General features: G+C 45.8%; 15 protein-coding genes. 1 reads left to right on the top strand and 14 read right to left on the bottom strand.

Annotated elements, in window-relative coordinates:
• Nucleotides 1–2: 2 nt before the first annotated feature.
• The 11 genes from treY to JOY44_RS14890 all read right to left on the bottom strand — a co-directional run bounded on the left by treY (nucleotide 3) and on the right by JOY44_RS14890 (nucleotide 20,168).
• On the bottom strand, nucleotides 3–2,798 hold the full coding sequence (gene treY / locus JOY44_RS14940) for a malto-oligosyltrehalose synthase (RefSeq protein WP_171574451.1): 2,796 nt from the start codon (nucleotides 2,796–2,798) through the stop codon (nucleotides 3–5).
• A gap of 26 nt (nucleotides 2,799–2,824) precedes the next feature.
• The gene (treZ, locus tag JOY44_RS14935; RefSeq protein ID WP_171574450.1) at nucleotides 2,825–4,669 is read right to left on the bottom strand and encodes a malto-oligosyltrehalose trehalohydrolase; all 1,845 of its coding nucleotides are present in this window, start codon (nucleotides 4,667–4,669) and stop codon (nucleotides 2,825–2,827) included.
• 237 nt (nucleotides 4,670–4,906) lie between these two features.
• Nucleotides 4,907–5,455: a hypothetical protein gene (locus JOY44_RS14930; protein ID WP_171574449.1), complete on the bottom strand. Its 549-nt coding sequence runs from the start codon at nucleotides 5,453–5,455 to the stop codon at nucleotides 4,907–4,909.
• A 287-nt stretch (nucleotides 5,456–5,742) separates the two neighbouring features.
• Nucleotides 5,743–7,965 carry a CHASE2 domain-containing protein gene (locus JOY44_RS14925; protein WP_171574448.1) on the bottom strand — a complete coding sequence of 741 codons (2,223 nt, stop codon included), beginning with the start codon at nucleotides 7,963–7,965 and terminating at the stop codon, nucleotides 5,743–5,745.
• A gap of 99 nt (nucleotides 7,966–8,064) precedes the next feature.
• Complete coding sequence (locus JOY44_RS14920) at nucleotides 8,065–8,841, bottom strand: DUF928 domain-containing protein (protein ID WP_197985413.1); 777 nt, start codon at nucleotides 8,839–8,841, stop codon at nucleotides 8,065–8,067.
• Between the two features lie 242 nt (nucleotides 8,842–9,083).
• Nucleotides 9,084–11,189: an FAD-dependent oxidoreductase gene (locus JOY44_RS14915; RefSeq protein ID WP_171574446.1), complete on the bottom strand. Its 2,106-nt coding sequence runs from the start codon at nucleotides 11,187–11,189 to the stop codon at nucleotides 9,084–9,086.
• A gap of 126 nt (nucleotides 11,190–11,315) precedes the next feature.
• Nucleotides 11,316–12,401, bottom strand: coding sequence for a phosphotransacetylase family protein (locus tag JOY44_RS14910; RefSeq protein ID WP_171574445.1), 1,086 nt, complete (start codon nucleotides 12,399–12,401; stop codon nucleotides 11,316–11,318).
• Between the two features lie 216 nt (nucleotides 12,402–12,617).
• A complete protein-coding gene (locus JOY44_RS14905) occupies nucleotides 12,618–14,081 on the bottom strand; it encodes an iron uptake porin (protein WP_242541787.1) in 1,464 nt (487 codons plus the stop codon).
• A gap of 137 nt (nucleotides 14,082–14,218) precedes the next feature.
• Complete coding sequence (locus JOY44_RS14900) at nucleotides 14,219–14,863, bottom strand: COP23 domain-containing protein (protein WP_242541786.1); 645 nt, start codon at nucleotides 14,861–14,863, stop codon at nucleotides 14,219–14,221.
• Nucleotides 14,860–17,004: a hypothetical protein gene (locus tag JOY44_RS14895; RefSeq protein WP_171574442.1), complete on the bottom strand. Its 2,145-nt coding sequence runs from the start codon at nucleotides 17,002–17,004 to the stop codon at nucleotides 14,860–14,862. Before JOY44_RS14895 ends, JOY44_RS14900 begins: the two co-directional genes overlap by 4 nt.
• An 86-nt stretch (nucleotides 17,005–17,090) precedes the next feature.
• On the bottom strand, nucleotides 17,091–20,168 hold the full coding sequence (locus JOY44_RS14890) for a caspase family protein (RefSeq protein WP_171574441.1): 3,078 nt from the start codon (nucleotides 20,166–20,168) through the stop codon (nucleotides 17,091–17,093).
• A 211-nt stretch (nucleotides 20,169–20,379) separates the two neighbouring features.
• Between JOY44_RS14890 and JOY44_RS14885 the strand changes: the two genes are divergently transcribed.
• Nucleotides 20,380–20,730, top strand: coding sequence for a CU044_2847 family protein (locus JOY44_RS14885; RefSeq protein WP_171574440.1), 351 nt, complete (start codon nucleotides 20,380–20,382; stop codon nucleotides 20,728–20,730).
• A 153-nt stretch (nucleotides 20,731–20,883) separates the two neighbouring features.
• Here the strand turns inward: JOY44_RS14885 and JOY44_RS14880 are convergent, their stop codons facing one another.
• The 3 genes from JOY44_RS14880 to JOY44_RS14870 form a co-directional block, all read right to left on the bottom strand.
• Nucleotides 20,884–21,873 carry a glycosyltransferase family 2 protein gene (locus JOY44_RS14880; RefSeq protein ID WP_171574439.1) on the bottom strand — a complete coding sequence of 330 codons (990 nt, stop codon included), beginning with the start codon at nucleotides 21,871–21,873 and terminating at the stop codon, nucleotides 20,884–20,886.
• Between the two features lie 263 nt (nucleotides 21,874–22,136).
• Nucleotides 22,137–23,465, bottom strand: coding sequence for a pentapeptide repeat-containing protein (locus JOY44_RS14875; protein ID WP_171574438.1), 1,329 nt, complete (start codon nucleotides 23,463–23,465; stop codon nucleotides 22,137–22,139).
• Between the two features lie 56 nt (nucleotides 23,466–23,521).
• The gene (locus JOY44_RS14870; RefSeq protein ID WP_197985748.1) at nucleotides 23,522–24,478 is read right to left on the bottom strand and encodes a ribose-phosphate pyrophosphokinase; all 957 of its coding nucleotides are present in this window, start codon (nucleotides 24,476–24,478) and stop codon (nucleotides 23,522–23,524) included.
• Nucleotides 24,479–24,482 lie beyond the last annotated feature (4 nt).

Raw genomic sequence — 24,482 nt, 5'->3', positions numbered from 1 at the left:
TCCTAATTTTGGCTAATGAATAAAGCAACCGGAAAATGTTTCAACGCTTCGCCTAATTGAATTTCAGTCTTACCGGATAAAGATTGCTGAGTGATTGCGTTGATCCAATTTTTCGGCATTGGTGATGGCAGATCAATCTGAGTATTTTGCCAAATCGCGTGATCTAAGGGGAGTTGATTAAGCTGAATAACCTGAGTGAGAAATCGGGGAGCTAGGGCGATCGCCACCTGATCTTCAAAAGTTCTTGCAAAGGCAACCACATGATCAGCAAATATGCCTGAAACCTCCAAAGGTTGATAGTTACCCTGCTGAAAAAGCGACTGATATTTTTGTCTAGCTTGCAATACTTGATAGGTCAAAAACAGCTTGACTCGACCATCTTCTTTGGTTGCTAGCAAATCTTTCATCAAGTTTAAACAATCCGACGCGATGCCTGCTTGAATCTCTTGCAAGTAGGTTTGTCGTTGGGCATAATCCACCGGACGGCGGTTATCTGGATCGACCAAGCTGAAATCCCACAATTCACAGCCCTGATATAGATCAGGGACTCCCGGAGTCGTGTTTTTTAGCAGCACTTGAGACAGCGAGTTGAAAATACCGTAGTTAGCGATTTGCTGTTGAAAGGGGCGAAAAGCCTGCAAAAACTCATTCTCAGCTTGAAAGTCCAAAAGTTTATCAATAAAGTCTAGATAGCCGTTTTCATAGGTTTCATCGGGTCGTATCCACGTCGTATGGACTTTTGCTTCTCGAATAGCTTTGATGATGTAATCTTTGATGCGATCGCGAAACTCTGAACAGTCAGCCTCAGCAAAAGGAAAAGACCCTACTAGAGTTTGATACAAGAAATACTCATCGTTGCGATCGGGAGTCGATTTACCTTTGGTATGCGACTTCTTATCGCGGTTGATCTTAGCCCAGTGTTGCACCTGTTCTTCCCAGTCTGCCGGCAGTTCTGACAGCACATTTAACCGAGCACGCACATCTTCCCCACGCTTTGTGTCATGGGTGGCAGAGGCGTTCATGGCATACATCCAGCGGTCGCACTTTTTGCGATTAAAGTCATGAAACTGCTCTAGGGCGATGCCGAAATGACTGGGATTGCCGCCGACTTCGTTCAACGACAGCAAACGGTTGTAAATATACAGCGTGGTATCTTCAACCCCTTTTGCCATTAACGGTCCAGTCAACTGTTGAAACTTCATGACAAAATGCAGTCGCTCTTCTTTTTGTGACTCCGTTAGTAGATCTTCATCTTGCCGCAACAGAATCTTTTCGATGTAGTCGAGTTCGTTGACGAGCCGTGGAATCTGCTCTTTCGCTTGGGCGATCGCGGTTTGAATGTAACCTCGATCTGCATCCGTGACCTGAGCCGAATCAATATAGGTGCGATAGACCGGAAATGACGCCAAAACTTCACTCAGCGATCGCTTCAAACCATAAGCAGTAAAGTCAGCTCCTTGACGAGTTTGACCAGATAGGGATTTTAGCCGTTGCGCCAAATTATCCACATCGCCACCCAAATTCTTATCGATAATCAGGTGTTTATTTTTAGTAACCAATTGCTCGTAAGAAGCATAGGTTCCGGTAAAGCGGGTGTAAACATTTTGGAACTCCGACTCGTGCTCAGACTGACAAAAAACTCCATTCAGATAGTTGAGAAACTCGTAACCGCTAGTCCCTTGAGTTTTCCAGTCATGCGGCATTTCTTCTTGTAACTCAAGAATCTTTTCAACCGTAACGTAAACGTCGCCAACTTTCTCTTGCAATCGTTCTAGATATTCAGCCGGATGATACAGTCCATCAATATGATCGACTCGTAAGCCCGTCACTTTTCCATCTTTGATCCATTGCTCTATCAATGCATGAGTTTTGTGAAAAACCTTGATTGTTTCAACCTTGACTGAAATCAGTTCATTCACCGTAAAAAATCGTCTGTAGTTGATTTCTTCGACACCCACCTTCCAGGAAGAAAGCCGATAAAACTGCTCTGACAACAAATTATCCAACAGATTAAAACTTTCCGGATCATTGGGTATGCCATTAAAACTAACCACATTGGCATCAAAAAAGTTTTTAATTTCAGCGTTCTGACTATATAACTCCCACAGTAATCCTTTAACAAACCCAATCTGGTCAGATCGCTCTCTGCCTTTCGTTTCAGCGGGAATACTTTTAATCAAATACAAACTGCCTAGCAGCTTAATAAAATCAGGATGTTGCCGACCTAACGCTTTTGTTAATTGCCCAAGATAAGTGGTAATAAAACGCGCATAGGATTCAATTCGCACGGGCAATTTAAGACTGTTGTAGTTAACACTCAATCCAGTTGCATCGTAGGTGAGTTGAATTTCGCCCTTCTCTAAACAGTTCCCATACAAATCGCCCAGCAAGGGAGCCAGAACTCTGCCTTTAAAGCTTTCGTAGGCATGATTCCATTCAATATCAAAGAACTCGATCGCCTCAGAATCGGGTCCATTCTCCAAAATATCCATTAAGTAATGATTCTCGCTGTCGTATGCCATGTGGTTAGGCACGATATCTTGCAGCCAGCCGATTTGATGCTGCTGAAGCGTGTTGACTAAAGCATCAAACTGCTTTGGAGTGCCAATCTCTGGGTTAATCTGATTTGGATCAACCACATCATATCCATGAGAGCTACCTACTTTAGCTTTAAAGATAGGGGAGGCGTAGAGATCAGAAATTCCTAACGCTGCTAGATAGTTGGAGATCGCGTGAGCGGCCTCAAAGTTAAACCCGGCATGAAACTGAAGCCGATAAGTGGCAATAGGAATTTTCATAAGATATAGATTTAAGCTGAATGAATTTAGGTTTGATAAAGAGTAAAGCTTTTCGCCGGAGCCATCAGCGGTTGATCAGCAAGTAATTTTTCAGGCAGAGTTGCACCCGATCCATGCCACTTTCTGTCTGCGGTGTCGAGTATTTTCTGCCAACTGCCATCGGGTATTTCACCATTCAGCTCGACTGGGCGATCGCTAAAATTCATCACTGCTAACACTTGCTCTTGATCACTCCAGCGGCGCATGACTAACAGGCGATCCGCTTCATTTACCTTCACCTCTAAGCTTTGTTTATCCAGTTTCTTTAATGCTGGGTGCGATCGCCGAAGCTGAATCAGCAGTTGATAAAACTGCCAAAGCACTTGATGTTTTCCTTCGTGCTGCAATTTCCAATTGAGCTTACACCGCTCAAATATCTCAGGTGAGTGCGAATCCAACGACTTGCCCTCGTATCCTACTTGCTTAAATTCTTTATCTTTTGATTGCTGAATTGCAGCCACCAGTTCGCGATCCGAATGACTAATAAAGTACAAAAACGGTGCGGGTTCCCCATATTCTTCGCCCATAAATAGCAATGGAATGTAGGGAGACAATAACACCGCACTGGCAGCTAATTTCAGTCCTTCAAAGCTGGTCAGTTGAGTTAACCGTTCGCCTAAAATTCGATTTCCAATTTGGTCATGATTTTGAGAACATACGAGGAATTGCTGAGCGGGTTCGGCGATCGATGAGTTGCCATGACATCGATGGCGATCGAGGGAATATTGTCCTGAGTAAATAAAGCCTTCTCGTAACGATTTTGCGAGATCTTCAACCCGCCCAAAGTCTTGGTAGTAGCCGTTTTTCTCACCCGTGATTAGGGTATGTAAAGCATGATGAAAATCATCGCACCATTGAGTATCAACCCCATAGCCACCCATCGATTGAGGACGAAGCACTCGCACATCGTTTAGATCGCTTTCTGCCATCAGATAACGCTTCCTACCTCCCTGTTGAGAGTCAGCGACTTTCTCGGCAAGCTCTTCCAAAAAATGTTTTGCACTGAGATCATAAATGCCCTGAATAGCATCCAGTCTCAAGGCATCAATGTGAAAGGTTTCCAACCAATAAAGCGCATTTCTCAAAAAATAATTGCGAACCCCATCGCAATAGGCATCGTCAAAATTAATTGCCTCACCCCAAACAGGGCGAAACTTAGACGTAAAGTAGGGCGCAAACTCTCCTAGGTAATTGCCTTCAGGACCAAGATGGTTGTAAACCACATCTAGCACTACCGCAATGCCCTGCTGGTGACAGGCATTCACCAGTTGCTTTAGACCCTGCACTCCACCATAAGAGTTCTGCACGGCATAAGGATACGCGCCATCGTACCCCCAGTTACGATAATTTTCTTCAGATTTGCCATCTTTTTCGCCTGGAACCTGAGCAACGGGCATGATTTCAACGGCTGTGATTCCTAATTCCTTCAGACGAGGCAACCGAGAAATAATCGCTTCAAACGTGCCTTGCGGTGTAAACGTGCCGACATGAACTTCGTAGAGAATCATGTCTTCTAGGGCAAATCCAGACCAGTCATTATCCGACCAGTGAAAGGCTTGCTCAACAACTTGAGAGGGTCCATGCACTCCTTGGGGCTGCGATCGCGATGCTGGATCAGGACGATTTATCTCTCCATTAAGTTGATAGAAATAGCAAGCTCCGGGTTGCACCGCCTCAGCGATAACGCTCCAGTAGCCCTGCCCATCCTGCTGCATGGATATAATTCGCGGTTCAGAATCAACAATTTTGACTGAGACCTGTTTAAGCAAAGGTGCCCAAACCACAAATTTACAGCGGCTGTTTCCCAGGTAAAAAGCACCAACCTCAGGCATACATATTAAGTAATGTCTACGCCCTCAAAATACTGCTTGCAAAGGAAATCAGAAACCTATCATAGGGATGATTCTTGTTCTCCGTATCTGTGAAAACGCAGATAAACACTCCTACAAGCTATTTACAAACCAAAGGGGAAACAAATGTAATTGTTTTCCCCTTCGCTTGAAACACCCAAATTGTCTGGTCAGCTTACTATGAACGCGATCGCACTCCGCGTGACGAAGTTGTTCGTGCTACAGTCTCCGGGTGTTGCCATCTGTAGTTGAATTATTGCGGTTTCCATCTGGAGCCGCGTTCTCAACCCGATGCCAAGCATCCTTTGCCGCATACTTTGCTTTTTCCCAATCTAAGCCAGTACCGCCTCTGCTCTTTTCATATTCGCTTCTGAGATCTGGCTCGGCATCTTCATAGGTTCTGCCAGTAGTGCCATACCGACCATATCCTTCGTATCCAGCCCGGTATGCAGGCTGATAAGCATTGTAATCGTGCTGCTTATCAAAGTAGGGCTGAGAAGCATGATTGTTCCGCCAATACTCATCTTCCACGGTTGGATTGACGTTTTCGGCAGCATTCTTACCAGCCAAACCGCCTACCACTGAACCTACTACTGCACCGACAGCCGCTCCGATAGGTCCACCAACGGCACCGCCGACTGCGGTGCCAACTGCGCCAGCACTGGCGGCACCAATACCTGTACCGACTGGATGCGCACCCGGTTCACCAGTAATCGGGTCTAAGTTTGCATCATTGTCATTATCAAATTTCTTATTATCGTTACTCATGAAGGTATCTCCTTTCTGATTAACTCAACATCAATATCTTTTTAATTTAATTGAAACTCTGTTTCTAAACCTCTGTTGAAAGAGTGAAACTTCGAGTGATAAGTTTACTCACAATTATGTTTACTAGATGACATTCTCTATGCCTTTAGATATATCTAAAACAGATTTTGTGTGCTTGCTGTGGGCCAAAACTGCTAAAGCAATCCAAAATTTAATACATTATGCAAGCTTTGCAAAAGCAGTTTGCGCCATACTAATGAACCAACTTCAAAAAATAAGTCGAGGCGTTATGCGGGTTGGCGTAGAGATGCCAAGACTGCGGCAATTTCCGGTGGGATAGAAGTAAAGCGAATCAGAAAATGATCCTCTTGATCAGCAACTTTTTTCAGCACTTTGGCATACAAATCACCCGGCACGGGAGCGCGATCGCGTCCAGTATGTATATGAAGTTTCAGATTACTCAGTAAATCTAATGGATGTTCTGTTTGCAGTTCAGCACTCGAATCAGATAAGCGGATCAAACTGCCCTGAAACAAATTGCCGACAGCATGTTTTCCTTCTAGAACGGTGTAATCCAAAGATATGGCTTGCTTGAGGGATAACAAAACATCGGTTGCTTGAGGAAGCTCAAGTTCATAGGGGACACCGATGCCACCTACTTCATACAGCGTGATTGGAACGCGAATACCTTTTGGTTCAACTTGAAGTTGTCCATCAATCCGCACCTCACAGTTGGCATCCTTAAGCGTGTCCTCAGAAATCAAAATTTGCCCACCAACGGTGTAAGACTCAATCCGGGCGGCTAAGTTTACGTGGTTGCCAATAACGGTATATTTGGCACGTTTTTGAGAGCCAACGTTGCCAACAACCACCTCTCCGGTGTGGATGCCAATACCCATTTCGATCGCGGGTAGTCCAACCTGTTGGTTTTGCTCATTCACTGTTGCCATTGCACACTGCATTGCCACGGCACAAGCGATCGCCCGTTGAGCATCATCCGCACGACTCACGGGCGCACCAAACATGACAAAAATACCATCTCCAATAAATTCATTAATAGTACCTTTATACTTATCTACCACCTCTGCCATCGCACCAAAGTACAGGTTGAGCAGCATCACTACTTTTTCGGGCGGCAACCATTCCGAGACGGCAGAAAATCCCCGCAGGTCAGACATTAGCACCGTCACCTTACGCCTTTCACCGCCCAACTGCAAGCCAGAAGGAGTTTCAAGCAAGTTAGATACGACTTCATCGGTGAGATAGCGCCCAAAGGTTTTCCGCATTTCTCCGGCACTGTGAGCAAGGTAACCTGTGACAGAAACCGCCGACCCTACTAGCCCCATCAAAGCAGGTACCAGGGGTATCCACCAGCCCAACAAAAAGGCACCATAAACACTGAGTAGTAGCACTCCGCCAGCGATCACTAGCCGGAAGCGCTTGAAAAATAGGAGTTGTGTACTGCCGCTATTCAGGCGTTGCTGCCAGCAAAGCACTCCACCGATCGCTGTCCACACCACAATCCACGAATATTCTGCCCAATCTGGCAACGTTTGAATTGGGCGACGCTGATCCAATGCTGCATCCAAAATATGGCTAATTAAATTGGCATGGATCGCTACTCCTGGTGTGCGTTCAGGAGTACCCAGCCGACCGCTAAAGGGAGTATAAAACAGGTCTTTATGGCTTTCAGCAATGTTGCCAATCAGCACAATGCGATCGCGCACCAACTCAGGTGCAACGCGATTTTCTAGCACATCCATAACCCCGACTCGTTGAAAGCGATCAATGCCGCCGCGATAATTGATCAACACTTGATATCCCCCCGCCCCCGCCCGAACATAGCCGCCATCATTTTCTTCAAACGGTTGGAAAATAGCCGATCCGGCATAGATGCGACCATCGGGGGTCAGGTCACTCGCCACGCCCTTGCGCTCCAAATATTGATAGGCCAGTTTGTAGCCAAAGCTAAAGATAGAATCGCCTGCTTCAGTGTCGGCATATAAAAGCCCGCGGCGCACCTTGCCATCAGCATCCAATGGCAGATCGTTTAATCCTGTCTGACCGCGCTGCTGTAAGGCGGGAGGCGGCGGAACGGGTGAACTATCTGAGGTAAGATCAATTTTTTGCAGTCCAATTAGGTTGGGGGTAGTGCTAAAAATCTTGAGAAGTTCTTGATGTCCTGGTGGCTGGGGCAGATTGCGGTAAATATCGAGCCCGATCGCCGTGGGAGTATGCCGCTTCAAATTGTTCAATAGTCGCGCTAATACCGCATCCGATATAGGATACTGCTGAAATTTTTGGATATCGGCTTCATCAACGGTGACAATTAGAATCCGTGAGTCAATCGCTTCCTGTGGACGCAGAAGAAATAACTGATCCAAGGATGCTAGTTCTAGCATTTGCAGGAATCCAGCAATCCGCAGCAGCATAATCACACCTGCAACCGTGGGTACTGCAATCAGTACCGCTCGCCACCGCCAAAGATTTTGTTTAAACGCTGGTAACATGCATAAGGCTATTTTTGAGCTGTTAGTGTTAAATCTTGAGGATTGCTCATTCAATATTTAACACTCGCCACTTTTCTGGCTTTCCTAGAGCAATCCGGATTACTTTTTCATCGGGTTTTGGCTGACGGTTAGATCCAACAGAGGTTCTGTGGCGATCGCGCTCAAACCCACCGATTTCAGCAATTCGTTCCAGCCTTCGCTCGCGCTTACATCTTGGGGATTGGTGCGTCGAAGTGCACCGAGAGTGGTAACAGACTCATGCCAGATCCCATTGCCAGCATAAAGAGATGCACGCGTTTTTAAGTCAGCCTTTTCTAACTGCCTCAAAAAAACAACATCTGGGGCAACACGTTCTGTCCAGCCTTCTGTGATCGGGTTGCCTCCCGGGTCTGCGGGATTACAGTCTAATGTCAAAAACCAGTGGTACCGTTTGCCGATTTCCAGGGGCGGGGCGTTTTTGGGCAGAGTATAGCTAATAATTCCTGATTTTGCAGGCAGCGGAATGCTGGCTTCGTATACCACGTCTACATCATCGCCTGTCAGGATCAAAAATTTAGCCTCTTTCGCAGGGGACGAAGGGATATGCCAATAAAAAGTAGGTTTGGCGCTGTAGGTCAGCCCTAAGCGATCTTTGGGAACTAGGGAAATGGGTTGTTTATTATTAGGAACGCAAGAATTGCCGCGAGTTGCGCCCCCTGCCGATGGCGGCGGAGTGCCTCGACTGGGTGGTTTGAAGCTTTGACTAAGCTGGAAAGTGCCCCGATTTTGTAAAATTGAGGCTGGTTGCGACTGGGGGGCAGGGGTCGCACTAGCAGAAAAGGGGGCTAGTGCTAGCGCGATCGCGGCACTAGAACACACTACCCAGTGTTGTGTCATATTCCTGGTCATACCGCTATATCTCTCGGTTGGATTGCGTAAATAACAAAATTTGATCGCCGTTGACTTGTTGATGCACCGAGATAACTACAGGAATAAAATCCTTATTCCAGTTTTCTACCCTTTAGTATTCCCTTGGATGCAACAAGACAGTGTGATCTGACGCAAAAATTTGTGTGTGCGATCGCATATCGTTCACGGCTTCATCAATTCTTCATCAACCTATCTCCAGCCCATCTCCATCATTTCCATTCCTCCCAGTTCAAATTAAAAATAGAGGTATTTGGAAAAGCAGTTGGATTACTATTTGCCTCAAGCCGCGATCGCAGTTTTTCCAGCAGTGGCTCTCGTCGAGGCAAATCATCAACCAGTTGGTAGGGCAGTATGCTTTCCCTTAAGGCAAAATCTGCTGTGACAGCAGCAGCAGCTCCCACCGACCACTCAAACGGATGCACTCGATAAGCGGCAGCGGCGATCGTGCTGTTAGCAATACTTTTTCCGCCAATAATTAAATTATCGATTTTTTGAGGAATCATAGCGCGCAGGGCAATTTGTCCCGGATAAGCCGGTCCGTGAGCTTGGCGAACACCGGGACGCTCCTCATTGCCCAGCTTTTCGGGCGGTGCCTCTGCCATGCAAGGGTGAAAATCCATCGCATACTGAGCGATACCGACGGAATCGGGATAAATCGTTGATCGTGTGCGCCGAGGAATTTGATCAGGATCAACATCAGCGGGCAGTTTCAAAAATTCCAGACCCGCCAAAGATTTACGCAGTTTGCGATACATTTCTGGCGGGAGAGTTTGCTTGTAATGCGCCTCGTCGCCATAGTTCGTTTGCGACACATCAATTTCGTGCATCGCAAACCCATTTGGATAGGTGAAAGTAGGGCGACCAATGATGCGACGGGCTTCGCGGATATAAGGATATTTGGACAGTCCGTGGGCGGTGCCAATGGGCGATGCCAATCCCATGACATAACGATGATTTGGAGCGGATTGCTTCACTCCATCCCCCAATTGCGAGTCGGTGGTGCCTGCCACGAGCCAATAGTAATAGGCGATCGCATTTTCCTCGCCTCGCCGCAGGGTTTCTGTCCTTAATCCACCCATCCAGCGACCCGGACTCAGTTCTCCGCGCTGCTGCAACTGTTCGCGGCTGTAAATTAAATTGTCTTGCTCCGTTCCCGGACGATAATCGTTACCCCAAGTCCAATTCTGCATAGAAAGATCCCCTGGCAAAACTGCTGCTACTCCAAACCGGGTTGCCTTGGGGCGCTTTTGAAAATCGGGACTCCAAATGCGCCGATAGGTAAAGACCGCATCAATGCCAACGTTGTTCGAGTTTTCGTAGCTGAAGTAAGGCGCATATTGTGGGTAGAAGGGTGGCTCTGACTGGGTTTGCGGAGTCGCTGTCCGCTCCATCACAAAGGTATAGGTGAAGCCCTGCGTGCAATAGGCATCATTGTTTTTGACAGGAGAAGATGGGTCGATGTGAGACACCGGATCTAGCCCAAGGCGATAGGGCACATCAGCAAGGGCAATGATTTCACCCGTTTCGGTGGCTTCCATGATGTACCAGCGTGCAGGAGGTGGGCTGATGCCAGGAGTGAGATCGGTGACCTTAGCGGAGCCGTCAGCCGCAAGAGTGCGGGATATAGAAGGTGGAGTAAAGCGAATTTGCTGCTTCTTTAGGCGATCTGAGTCTTCAGGGCGGTAGATGTCTTCGAGGAGTTGAGACAACGGCTCGGTGTTGAGGGGCGGAGTGTTGGGGGCAGGGGTATGTTGTAGGGCGATCGCGCTGCTGATCTGCCGTCCATCGGGGCTATATTCCAACTCTTTAATAACGGTGTTTGGAAACCACTTGAGTGTACCTTTGCCTTTTTTAGCGGCATCTTGCAGCATTGTCCATAAAATTTGATGTCCATCGCTGGGCAAAAAACAGGAGACGCTGACCCAGCAGTTGCCAGAACTGAGACTGCCGTATTTTTTGACAATGCGATCGCGAAATTCATTGTAGCCGCGTGGAAAAAAGCGCTGTTCTCGCATCCGTTTTGCTTCATCCAACGCCGAAGTGCCCTGAGACGAAACTTGCCCACCCACCCAATCCGTAATGTCGGTTAGACAAACTGTGCGTCCAGCCAATAGCCCTTCATGGGCAGCAGCAGTGCCAGCAAAGCCAGCTCCTACAATTAACAGTTCACAATCAGCCGTTGGTTCTGACGTTTGCTGAAGCGATCGCGGCTGAGCATTTACTAAATCTGGTGTTCCAATTACAAAGAGGGTAGCAAGGGCATTGAGCAACAAAGCACGATGCCAAAATTGGCATGAGACGGCGAAATTCAGCATAGCTTCAGTCAAACGGTTCCCGTAACACAGCCGCGATCGCTTCGATTATAGGAGGCGATCGCGGCTGGTGTGTTGGTGCTTACCTGACAACTGTGCTAGTTGAGAGCAATCGCTTTAAGCGATCGCTCAGCCGACCAGGGTTGGCAACCCTAACTCTAGATCTGCCATTAGGCGATCGAAGTCAAAGCATTCAGACATCATTTGGTAAAGGCATTTGATTTTAATCGGGTCGTGAATCCGCACTTGTCCAATTGCCCGATCAACGATTTCCACAGTGGCTAGCGTATCTAAATCTACAGACAGTATTGGAATTTCTAAATCTTCAGCGCGGCTGAGAACATCCGCATGGGGACGCATTTGTCCGGTTAAGACCAAACATTGAGTTGAGGTTTCTAGGGCGGCAAGCTGAATATCCGTGCGATCGCCCCCCGTAATCACTGCCATATTGCGCCCTTTGCGAAGATAGCGCAGCGCCGAGTTGACATTCATTGCGCCGATCGCCAGACTTTCTACCATTAAATCTAAGCGATCGCTGCGACAAAGCACCTCTGCCTGCAATTGTTCTACCAAATCGCCAACGCTTACACTCCGCAATAAATCATTTCGCGGCATTAATCCAAATACCTGAATATTGTGATTTTCTAAGTAGGGCTTAACGGTTGCCTGCACTTCTTCAATGCGGTCGGGGGGAATATCGTTGATGAATACTCCTAGCAAGCGATCGCCTAATCGACGCTTTGCAGATATCAACGCCCCTACAATCAGCAGCGAATTAAACCGCGCTACTAGCAGCACCCCCGCATCCACAATTTCAGCCACTTGCTGCAAGGACACATCAAATAAGCTGCCTTCTTCCAAATTAGAAGGACCTTCTAGCACAATCAAATCAGCCCCCTGCATCTGTAAATATTGGGTCAGCAGCTTGGGGTAATTGGTTGTATTCTCACCTCGAATCCGCTTTTGAATCGTGGAGTCGGTTAGAGGTAATATGGTAGGTAACACATGGCTAGAGGGCAACTCAAGGGTTTGTGCCACAAACTGAACATCTTCCTCAAGGGGTTCGCCCGACGAAGTATAAAACGTGCCAAGAGGCTTGCCATAGGCAATATCTAGACCTCGTTCTTTCAACTGATGAGCAATGCCCAAAGCAGTCGCTGATTTGCCGCTATAGGCTTCGGTTGAACCGATCAATAGATACTTAGACTTTGACACGCCTCTACTCCTGGTTTCAGACTCTAACGAACAATGCAAAACTTCCGTCAGTCCATTGTACGGTACCCATTTGTCTGGCACATTCCTTAACAAGGTTCCCTGACGAGAAGAGATAAGGGTGGCTAAGCTGAATATTACGTTTGCCAACCCTGTGCAGTGCAGGTTCTAAATGGCGTTCGTAATTTGTGTAGCTCAATCTAAAAAATCCTAGAAATATTAGAACCTGAAGGTAACCCGGACAGTTCCAAGTACGATGTCATCATTGCGATCGCTTTGATTCGGAGCCGTGATCCAAATCAATCCAGGTGTGATTGAAATATAGTCATTCACTTGATATCGATAAAAAGCTTCAATATGCCAGGAGCGATCGCTGGGTATGGAACGGCTACTGCTGCCTAAATAAGGTTCTGCACCAAACACCAGCCCACCCAAATTCCCTTTTTTGAATAAATCAGGAAATGCCAGATTCCCCCCGTAATACCAAACGTCTTGTTTTTTTCTGCGTAGATTGACAATGCTACCGCCTTCAGGAATCACGCCTGTATAGCCGAAAAAGCCACTGATAGCAAAGCCGGGAGTGATTTTCAAAGATGCTTGAGCGCCGTAGGAATTGGTTGAGATCGCTCGATTCCCAAAGAAACGATTGGCTAAGGCAGTGCCAGTGAATGCTTGCGTTGTTCCTAAATTAAAAAGTGGTGTTTCTCCAGAGTTATAGCTATGCACATAGGTCAGCCCAAGTTGAAATTGGTCGGATGGAGAAATGGTGAGTTGCCCCAAAGCGGCATAATTCCCATCAAATATCCCATTTTTTTGAGCTGGGGAAAACGCATCTGGACCGGCTAAATACCCTGCGCTGATTGCCAGCGTTTTACCGAGTTGATAGGTTAACCCACCGCCTGCACCTCCGCCAATTCGATAAATCGGGCTTTCTTGACCAAAGGCAGACAGCGCCCCATTGCCACCGTCATAATCTTCCAGGTAAGGATTGAAAGTACTCCAAACATAATCACTGTGGATTCCACCTGTGGCGGCGACATAACCATGCAGACGATCGCCCACAGGAAACAGGTACGACAACCAGTCCACTTGAACGCTGTTTCTAGTATTCCCGCGAATATTAAACTGCTGTGTGCCTTCAGCAGTATTGTCTGGAGTGACGAACCGTTGAGTATTTGCAGCCGCCAGTCGCACATGCAAGACATCTTTACCTACAAAGCTGGTTTCTAAATTCAGCCGCACCCGATTTTGAAACACAGGCTGATTACGACTGTTCTGTCTAAATTCATCAGTAAGGGCAAAGATTACTTCTCCAAACAGTTTGGTCGTAGTTGAAAACTGTTGTTTTTCCAAAGTCGCTGTACGAACTTCTAAGGCTTCTACGGTGCCTCGAAGCAGCGCTAATTCAGGTGTAAACTCTTCAATTAAACGTTTAATCGGCTCTAGATCTTCTCGTTTTGCAAGATCAACAGTGCTAGCTGCAAGGAGTTCCTGAATTTTGTCGAGGCAGGCATTGAAGCCCGCTGCAAATTCGTAGCGAGTGAGTGCGCGATTTCCTTTAAAGGGGAGATCGGGATACCCAACGATACAACCGTATCGCTCTACCAAGGATTGCAATGCCCCGTATGCCCAATCGGTTGGTTGAACATCCGAGAGTTGGGATACTGAGGTAATTTGCTGCATTGGGTGTCTAGAATCTTCTGCTATTGCAACAAGGGTAGAAGCATGGATCAATGCACCCAAACAAAACATCCTAGACAGTAGGCAATTCCAACTGTTTGTTGTCATCCTTAGCATTCCTCATACCTTGTGAATGTTTGTTATTGGTTATCCGACAATGGCTCCGGAAAATTGCCTAGCCGCAGATCATTCAGCTTTTCCTCAATCTGACCTGCTTCAATGCCGGGTTCAAACATTAATAGCAGTAGTTTTCCATTTGTCGGCTTTAACGCAGTGCACAAATCCTGCGTTGCTAATTGATCTCCCGATGCCAATTTCACCTCTGCAAAAATAGCCGGATAGGTTTTGCCAGTTCGAGCATCCGTAGCATCGCCTTTCAAAAGATTGTCAAGAATTCCACAGTTATGGAAGTGCTGAAATCGAGTAGCAATCTTTTGGCACCGCTTCTGAGGAGTGTAGCCTGATTGCCTAAAATAGTTGGAAGTAAGCCGCATCAGAGGAATGCGACATCGGTTATGAGCGTTAGGAGCTTTAGTAGCAACCGATAGTATTTCTACCCCATTTTCATTAGTGCCCGAGCTGCATTCAAATACAACTGCACTCGTTCTTCCAACTCGGTTAGTCCAATTAATTCGTTCGTCGTCATTGATAGCTAGACAGCTATTCTCAGGAGTGGATTGATTACTGATATTTGTTTGGCTAAGCGCTGGCAATTTAAACAAAAGCAGACTACAAAAGGCAAAAGTTAGACCTTTCACTATCGGCTTTAGCAATGTAAGGATCATGTTCCACTTCCTCCAACTTGATAAGGTTTCACAATGCGGAAAGATTCAAGGACTTTGGTATATACGCTGTTACTCGTGAAGAGTTTGTCTCGTTCCTGAGTGGTAATGAAATCCAGCTTAAATAGTTGGTTTTGCCGATTAATGAAGTAGGAGGTTTGAATTAAGGTAACGGGTTTCCCATCCGTTCCCTCAACGAATACCGTACGTCCGGCACCGATTGCAGGCTCCTTTTTGTATCCTCTTTTGGGCGCACCATAAGAACCTTGCAAATTGACCTGCACTTTTACTTCCCAAATCTTGAAGTTTCCAACAGCAAATGATTTATCTGAGACATATCTAACAAGGCTACTTCGGGTCCTTCTCAGATTTTTCACATAGTTTTTGGTAACAGTTTCAAACGAAATGGAGTCACTGAGGGATTTCTGCTCTGCCTGGACACTTGCAACACTCTGAACATCAACAGCAAGCAGGCGACGGTCTATTTTAGGGTTGAGGTAGCTGGTGATCTCTCCCCGAAAAGTAGATGCCAACTCAGGATCTCTGCGTTCAAGTCGTGTAAGCGCACCATCCACATAACTCAACGCCAAGGGCGGTTCTTTCTGCTGAATGTAGCCAAGAACGGTTTTCAACTCATCGGGTTCAGTAACAGCTTTCCACTCAGATGGGAAATCTAAACCAGACGGAAAATTTAGATAAAATCCTAAGTCTTTCCAGGGATTAATCCGTTTTCCGCTAATGGTCAGAATGCCGATCGTATCTTCCGGACTAAATATTGTCGGGTCTCGTGGTAGTAAATTGACTGGCTCTTGGCTTTTGATCTGGTCTATTTCAGATGCTGAAACAGGCTTAAAGACATATTCATCATGTTCATCTTTCTCACACTCTCTATCATTTTCTTCGCAGAAAAAGTACTTGTTGTGATGAGGCACGATCTCTGGTGTTGCGCGTCCTTCCGTCTTGACAAGTTTCTCAATAGGAATAACTCCAGCAGACCCATTAACTGTCACGAATTCCACTTTTTTCCCTGATCCATCAGCTTCAATCTTCACAGATCCTTCCTTGGGTTGTGCAGGACTGACAAGTAATGAACCAGAAACGTTGGGGTAAATATTAAAAATGCATGATCGCGCACCATCATCACGAGCCTTTTTCTTGAAGTTTTTGATTAACGCTTCGTCGATTTTGGCTGCCTGAGTTTCATATGGAATAACCCTTCTAGAAAATGGCTTTTCCTTATCTCCACTACAGTCGAGTGTCAGGATTACATCTGAATCATCTAATGGCTGCAAACCAATACCATCAGAGGAAATAGAACAAGTTGTACCTAGTTTGGGGTTCTTTACATTCCTCAAGTTTTGATTGGCTGTTTCACACTCCTGAAGTGCCTTTCCGCAAGGATCATTCTGCGAAAACAGATCCCATCCTCGATCTGAAATTCCAATTCCCCAAGCCTTGCCGTATTCTGACTCGTAGGGTGGTTTTTCTCGCATCGGGGTCTTTGGAATGACGCTAAAGTCTGAAATAGCACTGCAATAACGAAGTTCACCTGCACTTTTTTGACCTGGAATTGAGATTTGCGGCAAATCGGTAGTTGCTTGAGCCACAAGATTAGTAGGAAAGTTGGAGCTACCAGATCTTTGTGGACTTTTCTTCGGAGTTACAGGCATTATCAGGATTGAATTCTTATCACCCGCTACATTAAATAGACCTGTTTGTGCAGCTTTCCATGAGCCGACAAATTTTTCAGCCTGAGCAATTTTCGGAAACCAATACTTACTGGGCTTCTGATTGCCACCGAGAGACGCTTCAAAGTTCCATTGTGGAAAACTGAGAACCACCCAACATTTGAAGGTCTGGAGTAGATCGTTGTTAGGTTGCATCTTCTGGTTGACGATATTTGTAATTCTGCGCCCATCTCTCATTGAAGCGCTGGGCTTCCGTAACTCAGGCAATATTCTGCAAGATGGAGTGCTTTTATCTTCATAAATTTTTGTGATAGTGGCACTAGGAAATACTGTTTTGGGTGCAGGTTGACTATAGCTATATAAGGTTGTAGAAAGAAGATAAATGATGATTAAAGTCGCTGAAATAATGAGAAGAAAACGGTTAGAAAACCAGTGAAAAGGTCGTTTTTTCTTCATGGATTTTTCTATTGATTAGAAAGACAACTGTGAAACTACAGAAAAGTACTCGATATGAGATAGCTATTTTTTTAGGCGCTTCTGAATTAAGACTTACATTGATTTTGATACCGATACAGTAAATACTGAAAACTTACTGGATCGAAAAGTGCTGTACCCAATGAGACTCCCTTTAATTCTGCTTCTTGACAATCAGGAGCCGCTCCATAATCAGTATTACTGCCAACCCAACCACAGGTTTGTTTTGTATGATTCCGCCACAGCTTTTCAATTGCTAAAAGGATGTCACAAGGCATTTTCTCAACTTCCTTTTCATCAATCTCTCCATTAGTAGGATTTAAATCTGTACCCGTATAAATCATGACAATCTTGTAAGTTTCTCTTAGAGCGCCCTCTGTAAATCTTTTGTCTGGATCTGATTTAGTTTCATCGATGATTTTTTCTCCTATTTTAGAATCTTTTAGATATTTCTCAAGAACTGGCATTTTGTATGTCTTGACTAAATCAACTATTTCATTTTTAGCAGCACCATCAAAAAACTCAAACTCTGTTTCATTCCCTATAGATTTTCTGATTTCACCATATAATTCCAAAGCGGAATCAATGTTTCCTCTTTGTGCATTTTCTTTCGCTATTTTAAGAGTGTCTTGCAAATTTTTTGGAGTTAAGTCTTTCGCTTTAATAAGCCCCAACATTGCCCTTGAAACAGTCAATTCATTTTCCCAGAGTTGCTGCTGGAAGAACCCAAAACTTACAAGAGCAGCGATCGCCAATCCAGCGGCAATTTTTGCATTTCGAGTTTTCTTTTTCTCTTCTTCTTTTGCTATCCTCTCCGCTTTTTCTCTAGCTTCCGCTTCCACTTGTGCCTTATTAGAAGCTTTTCGTGCTTCTGCTTCTGCGGATGCTTTCTCTTCTTGTTCTTGGAGTAATCGATTTAGAGTATCTTTCTCGCGCTGGTGACGTTCTTTTTCTTGCTGTTCAAGGCGATCGCCTTCTGCTTGGCTCACCCGAACAAACTCTTGTGCCAATACTTGCAACGGTAAGTCATCACCGTAAGTGTCAATAAATTCTTCTGCCTCCGCCAGTTTGGTACCTTGAAGTAGATAAGCCAACTCAAGCGGCTTGCCACTCTCCTTCCATTCCTGCGCTCGTTTCTCGATTCTTAAGCGTGTGCGAAGTGCATCCTGGTTGTCATACAACCACTGACGCAGTTTCGACCAGTAACGAATTAAGGCTTCATGGGCAACTTCAACCGTTGGGATCTGTTCAGATTCAGATTCAGCCCCTTTTGTCGATAATGCACTGGTAACAATTAGTTTTTCATCAACTAACTTTTGAAGGACTCGATCCACAATCGCTGCTGACTCTGGTGAGGTTATCAAACTTTGTTTATTAACCTGACGGCGAGTCGGCTCTGTGTCTTCTCCAGGCTGAGTCAGTTGCAGAAAAATCCGTTGAGCGATCTGCTGTTCATTAGAGGTGAGAGCATCGTAAACCTGATTGGCTCGTTTCTCCAATGCTTGCTGAATGCCGCCTAAGTCCAGATAGTCAGCAAATGTTAGACGGTTGTCTCCCTGATTCTGAGATCGATACCATAACTCCGTTAGGGTATATTGCACCAGTGGCAGACTCGCTGCCGAATCTGCCACGTCTATTTTCATCTGCTTAATGAGCCTGGGTTCAACGTCTACCCCCATCTGTTTAGCTGGCTCAACAATTGCTTCTTGCAACTCTTCCTCTGTCATCGGAGCCACCGTTTCCAGAGAGGCACCCTCCATTCTGATGGCAAGCCCAGTATAGTCTTGCTCCATACAGGAACTGATAAAGTCTGACCGCATCACTAATACCAGACAAAGCTTAGCCGAATTATTAATTGCCTCTAGCAAACAACTAATGAAGCTTCGCCGTTCGGTTTCATCAATCAGTGAACTAAAAATTTCCTCAAATTGATCGACAACTAGTAGGACTCGCGAAACACTTGACTCATCTACTAATCGTCCCAGCCCTTTTCCGCCATGCTCCTCAAGCAGTTTTTCTATGCTGCCCCGTTCCTCGGCACGCTTAACTTTGGACAGATTGTCATTGACGAAAGCCCTTGCCAGGTTCTTCAACGGAGATTCACTACGCCGTGGGGAAGTACCTGGTCTAAGGATATGAATCTTCCACTGATTTGTCCCCGATCGCCGTAAACCCTGATTCAGTTGATAGATTAGCCCTGCTCTCACAACGGAGGATTTGCCACTACCGGACGCCCCAGTCACGACGAGAAAGTTGCCTTCAGATACTCGTTGTAGGAGTTTGTCAGTCAGGGCTGTTCGTCCAAAGAAATATTTAGGATCGTCTCCTTCATAGTCAAAAAAATTAAGTCCTTTGTAGGGGCAGATTGACTCTGTACTGCCAGAATGAGGCAGATTTGGATTGGGCTGGTTACGTAGCGGAATTAAATCAATAGAACCGCCCAAATTGGCAAAGATGGGGCGTTGAGGAGTATTTCTTAGTTTTGGATTGGTTTGCAGTTCTTGATCCAAAAACTCAGCAAGAAATAAGTTAGTAATGCGCCCACCTAGATAAGAACTGGGGGTAAGGGCTTTTAGTAAAATGGATGTGAGAAAACTATGGGTATCATCACTCGCTAAATAGGCTTCTTGATACGCAGCAGCAATAAAGCAAAGATCACGCCCTCTTCCTCTATAACCAGGGTCAGCTTCACTGAGGTCAAGCAGGCTTCCACTATGACAGCAATCTAGCCAAATAATCTTTTGTTTTACAGGGCTGCCTTCTAGGAGTTGCCGCAGGTCTTGTAGTGCATAGCCATTTTCCACATCTGGATCAGTCTCGCTAGTGACCAGTTGGCTTTCCTGCCAACTCCCCTTGTTTATCTGAATGCCGTGCCCACTAAAGTAAAAAAGAGCCGTATCGGGGATTTCCTTTTCATTGGCAGGGTTAAACAGTTGTTGGAGTTCTTTCCTCAACTCTTTCCTAAATACAGGGGTTGTCTGTCCAATCTTGATTGCCTCCGAGGGTTGAACATCAGGCAATCGTTTCACTGTGAAATTACCACTTTGCTCAAGGCGATGGGCGATCGCCTCAGCATCGTTAGCTGGCGTTGATAAATGCCCTAGGTTGGAGTAAGTATTAACACCGACAACTAGGGCACGCCTCACTGTTGCGACCTCTTAAAGGATTTGCTTAGAATGTTTTAACGACAAAATTACGAAGATTCTACCAGCTTTACGTAATTTGTTGGGTATAAAGGTAAACAAATATGTTTCTCTTGAGTGCAATTACTGGGAAGCCATTAGCTCAAGATTCTACACCTCATGTAGGATTACAGAATCGGATTTACATTAATTTCTATAGAGGAATTTCAATAAAATGACTCAGTTAACCCCCATTCATCTAGACAATGGAAGAGTTATCTACATTGAAGCAACAGAAAATGTAGATGCTCCTGAGCTTGAAACAGGTTTGGAGCGAAGACCCATTACGAAAGATGGGAAAAAACTGGTTCAAGCGTTTGACACAGTTAAAGAAACCATTGGTGCATATACAACCTACACACTTGATGCATTTAAGGAGGTCGCAAATGCAAATATAAACAAAGTGACATTGGAGTTTGGCATCAAAATTACTGGAGAGGCAGGAATTCCCTACGTTACAAAGGGAACGGCGGAAAGCAATCTCAAAATTACTGTTGAATGTACTTTTCCAAACAAAACAGAGTAAAAGCAAGGTTCGTTGCCATACGGTGAAGCTACACCAAGTGTTGGATAGTTCCAGTACTGGTAATGTTTCACAGTATTGGTGCTTTTGGTCAAGTGGTTCACCTTAAAGCTTTTCTAAATTTAAACCAACCTGTCTAAAATACGACTGCCCCTTTTATCTTTCCTGAGTCACTTCTTGCCGACTTAAATAAGTTTGTGTAGGTTGCAACGCTTTGAAGCCTGCAACTTCTGACAGAGTATAAAGCGGACGATTTTTCACTTCTTCGTAAATCCGCCCAATGTATTCGCCGAGGATGCCAATGCTGAAAAGCTGTACAGCTCCTAGAAAAAATACGGCAGCAGCGACGATTGCGTGTCCGGTGATGGGTGACTCTGGATGAGCTAATCGCCAATAAAGAACTAAAAATGCCATCGCCAGCGCCATTATGGCTGAGAAGAAACCCAGGTAGGTAGAGAGGCGTAGGGGCACTGTGGAGAAGGATACAAGCCCATTAATAGCTAAAGCTAGCGATTTACGAAAGGTGTATTTCACTGTTCCGGCATAGCGGGGGTCGCGTTCAAATAACACAGCAGTCTGACGAAATCCAATCCACGATCGCAGCCCTCGAATGTAACGATTGCGCTCTGGCATGGCGTTTAGCACATCTACCACTTGGCGATCGAGCAGGCAAAAATCACCGGTATCAGTTGGAATATCGACATCTGCCAGTTGTTTAAGAATGCGATAAAACCCGTAAGCAGTAAGTCGCTTAAACCAGCTTTCACGGTGGCGTTGGGTACGTTGAGCGTAAACCACATCGAAGCCTTGCTTCCACTGTTCAATCATGCTGGGAATCAGTTCGGGGGGGTCTTGCAAATCTGCATCTAAGATGACAACGACCTGTCCACGGGAAAAATTCAATCCAGCAGTAACGGCAGTTTGATGCCCAAAGTTACGGGCAAGGCTAATGTAGCAAACGTGCGGGTCTTGGTCGTGTAGCTCGCGCATTATGGCTAAAGAGCGATCGCGGCTCCCATCATTGACCAAAATTAGCTCAACGGTTCCATCCATTTGCTTCATCACTATTTTGAGGCGACGATAAAGTTCTGGAAGCGTTTCCTCTTCGTTAAAAATCGGGACAATAAAAGAATATTTAAAGGACATGGATATGAAAATGGGTGAAAGATTAAAAAGGAATTAGTTCAGGCGATTTCCAGACAGCAAATTACCCATGAGAGCAAACTTTGTTTTGTACTAAGTTGCTGGCATTGTTAAATCTTGCTAAACCTGCGTCAAAAACAGTAATATCTCTTCTTTCAAAAATCTTCTGAAACCTAGCTAAATTGCATAAGTAGCTTGGATTGTGATTTTGGTTTCTATTTTTGTGCATTCTGTCCTCTCTGACCTCTGAAACCTCTTTTATCTCTTTACCGACCCAACTTATTTGGAATCCCTTCACATCCGCCCGGAATTGTGTCTCGTGTTTTAGAGCCGCCCCAAGCACAGCAATAGTAACGTTGCTCTCCAGATAGCTGCATTGCATCGGTGAAGTCCGCGTTTTCAACCACAGCTCCAGTATGTTTCCCCGTTCGATAATTGGGTGGTTCCAAACGGCTTCGAGGACTGGCATCTTCAGCTTTGCCATAGAAAAAGCGGGTTCCATTTAGGTCGGCTCCGCACAGTTTGGTATCGCAGAGGATAGTGCGAGCAAGGTTGGTTTTAACTAAATCACAAAAGCTGAGATCGCCTCGAATCAGGTTCGCTTCACTTAAATCAGTCCAACGCAAATCGGTTTTTGCTAAATTCGCGCCTGCTAACATTACGCCTAAGTCAATCACACGAATGCCGTTAGTCAAATCTTCTTGATAGCCACCCGCACCATCTAAAATAGCGCGACCCAAGCGACGATCGCGCCGGAGGGGAGTGAGCAACCGTGCCCGGCTGAGAAAGCGAATGATTTTGGCTTTGCCGCCTGCATCTACACTGCTGAGAATTGCAGCAGTCCGCCCTTCTGCGATCGCCCGCTCTTGAGGCCAATCTTCCAGCAGTCCTTCCTCATCCAGCACAAGTTCCGAAACGCCTTGAAAGTAACTATCAATAGTTTGCTGCTGAGTAATTAAATTTTGCTGAATTGTTAAATCACGAGAGATGATGTATTGTCGCCATGCAATATAAACGGCGAGGATGGCAATCAAAATCTGTCCGATTGCACCCAACACTTCGCCTGTCGCACCCACTGCATCCCAACCGATCGCCGATAGGGATGCACCCAAACGGTTAAAAAAGCCACTTAATTTGAGCAGTCCCAGCAGCGCAATGCTACCAAACACGCTGCCTAACAAAATGGTGCGTTCTTGTTCGGGAATAAACTCTACAAATAAATGGCGTAAGGGCTTCCAAAGAATTTGTAGAGAAATTGCTAGGGAAACCAACGAGCCAGATAGCCCAATCCAGACATTATCAATTAGCAGACCTACCACCATGATGGCGATCGCTAAAAACAAAATTAGAGTTTTTGAATTTTGGTTGCCACCATCTGAACTGTTGGGGCGATCGAATGTTTGCTTCGTTCCCTTGGCACCATTGCGGCTAAATCCATTCCCGATCACCTTTGATGTTTCCAAAGTTGACTGGGTTAAGCTACCTTCATAGGCTGCCGGGGAACTATTTCTAGTCAAATGTACATCAGCTAATAAATCAGGCTGAGGGGGAGGAGCGACAGTATCGGAATTGGGCAAGTTTGGATCGGGGGTCATGTCTACCGTCGCATCAACGACTGAACATCTGCCCTATACTACCCTAGTCGCTCAAATCAGCGGAACATGCTGCTCACTGAACTATCTTCATGAATCCGCCAAATCGCTTCTCCTAGCAAATTGGCAACCGACAGAATTGTTAACTCAGGAAAGCGATCTTCCTCAGCAATGGGAATTGTGTTGGTCACAATCACTTCTTCAAAAATGCCGCTCGATAAACGCTCGATCGCCGGAGGAGACAACACCGGATGCGTGACACAGGCATAGACTTGACGCGCTCCTTCTTTCCTCAGCAAGCGTGCCCCTTCCGTAATAGTGCCCGCAGTATCAATCATGTCATCGACCAGCACGGCTGTTTTACCGCGCACGTCGCCAATCACATTCATAACTTCAGCCACATTATGAGCTTGGCGGCGCTTATCAATAATTGCGAGGGGAGCATCCCCCAACTTTTTGGCAAAGGCTCTTGCCCGTGCTACACCGCCCACATCTGGCGAAACCACCACGATGTCTGACAACTCTTTGCTATGGAGATAGTCCAGCAATACAGGGGACCCATAGACATGATCCATGGGAATATCAAAATATCCTTGAATCTGAGCGGAGTGCAAATCCATTGCTAGGATTCGGCTAGCTCCCGCTTTGGTGATCAAGTTGGCAACAAGTTTAGCCGTAATGGATTCTCGTCCAGCAGTTTTGCGATCGGCTCTCGCGTAGCCATAATAAGGAATCACTGCTGTAATTTGCCGTGCCGATGCTCGCCGACAGGCATCAATCATGGTTAGCAATTCCATGAGATGGTCATTGACAGGGCGACAGGTCGGCTGGAGCAGATAAACATCGCAGCCTCGAATCGATTCCTGGATTTGAATATACAGTTCGCCATCTGCAAACTGTTTGCGTACCATAGGTCCTAAATCGATTCCAAGGTATCGCGAAACTTCGTTGGAAAGCTCCATGTTTGCTGAACCAGACAGCAATCTCAAGCGATTATTGTCGTTAAACGATGGCAAAGTG

This window comes from Leptolyngbya sp. Cla-17 (assembly GCF_016807185.1).
In the GTDB taxonomy this organism is placed as follows: Bacteria; Cyanobacteriota; Cyanobacteriia; order Leptolyngbyales; family Leptolyngbyaceae; genus ULC077BIN1.
Note: the sequence above shows the minus strand (reverse complement) of the source record. Positions and strands in the feature narration are given on the sequence as shown.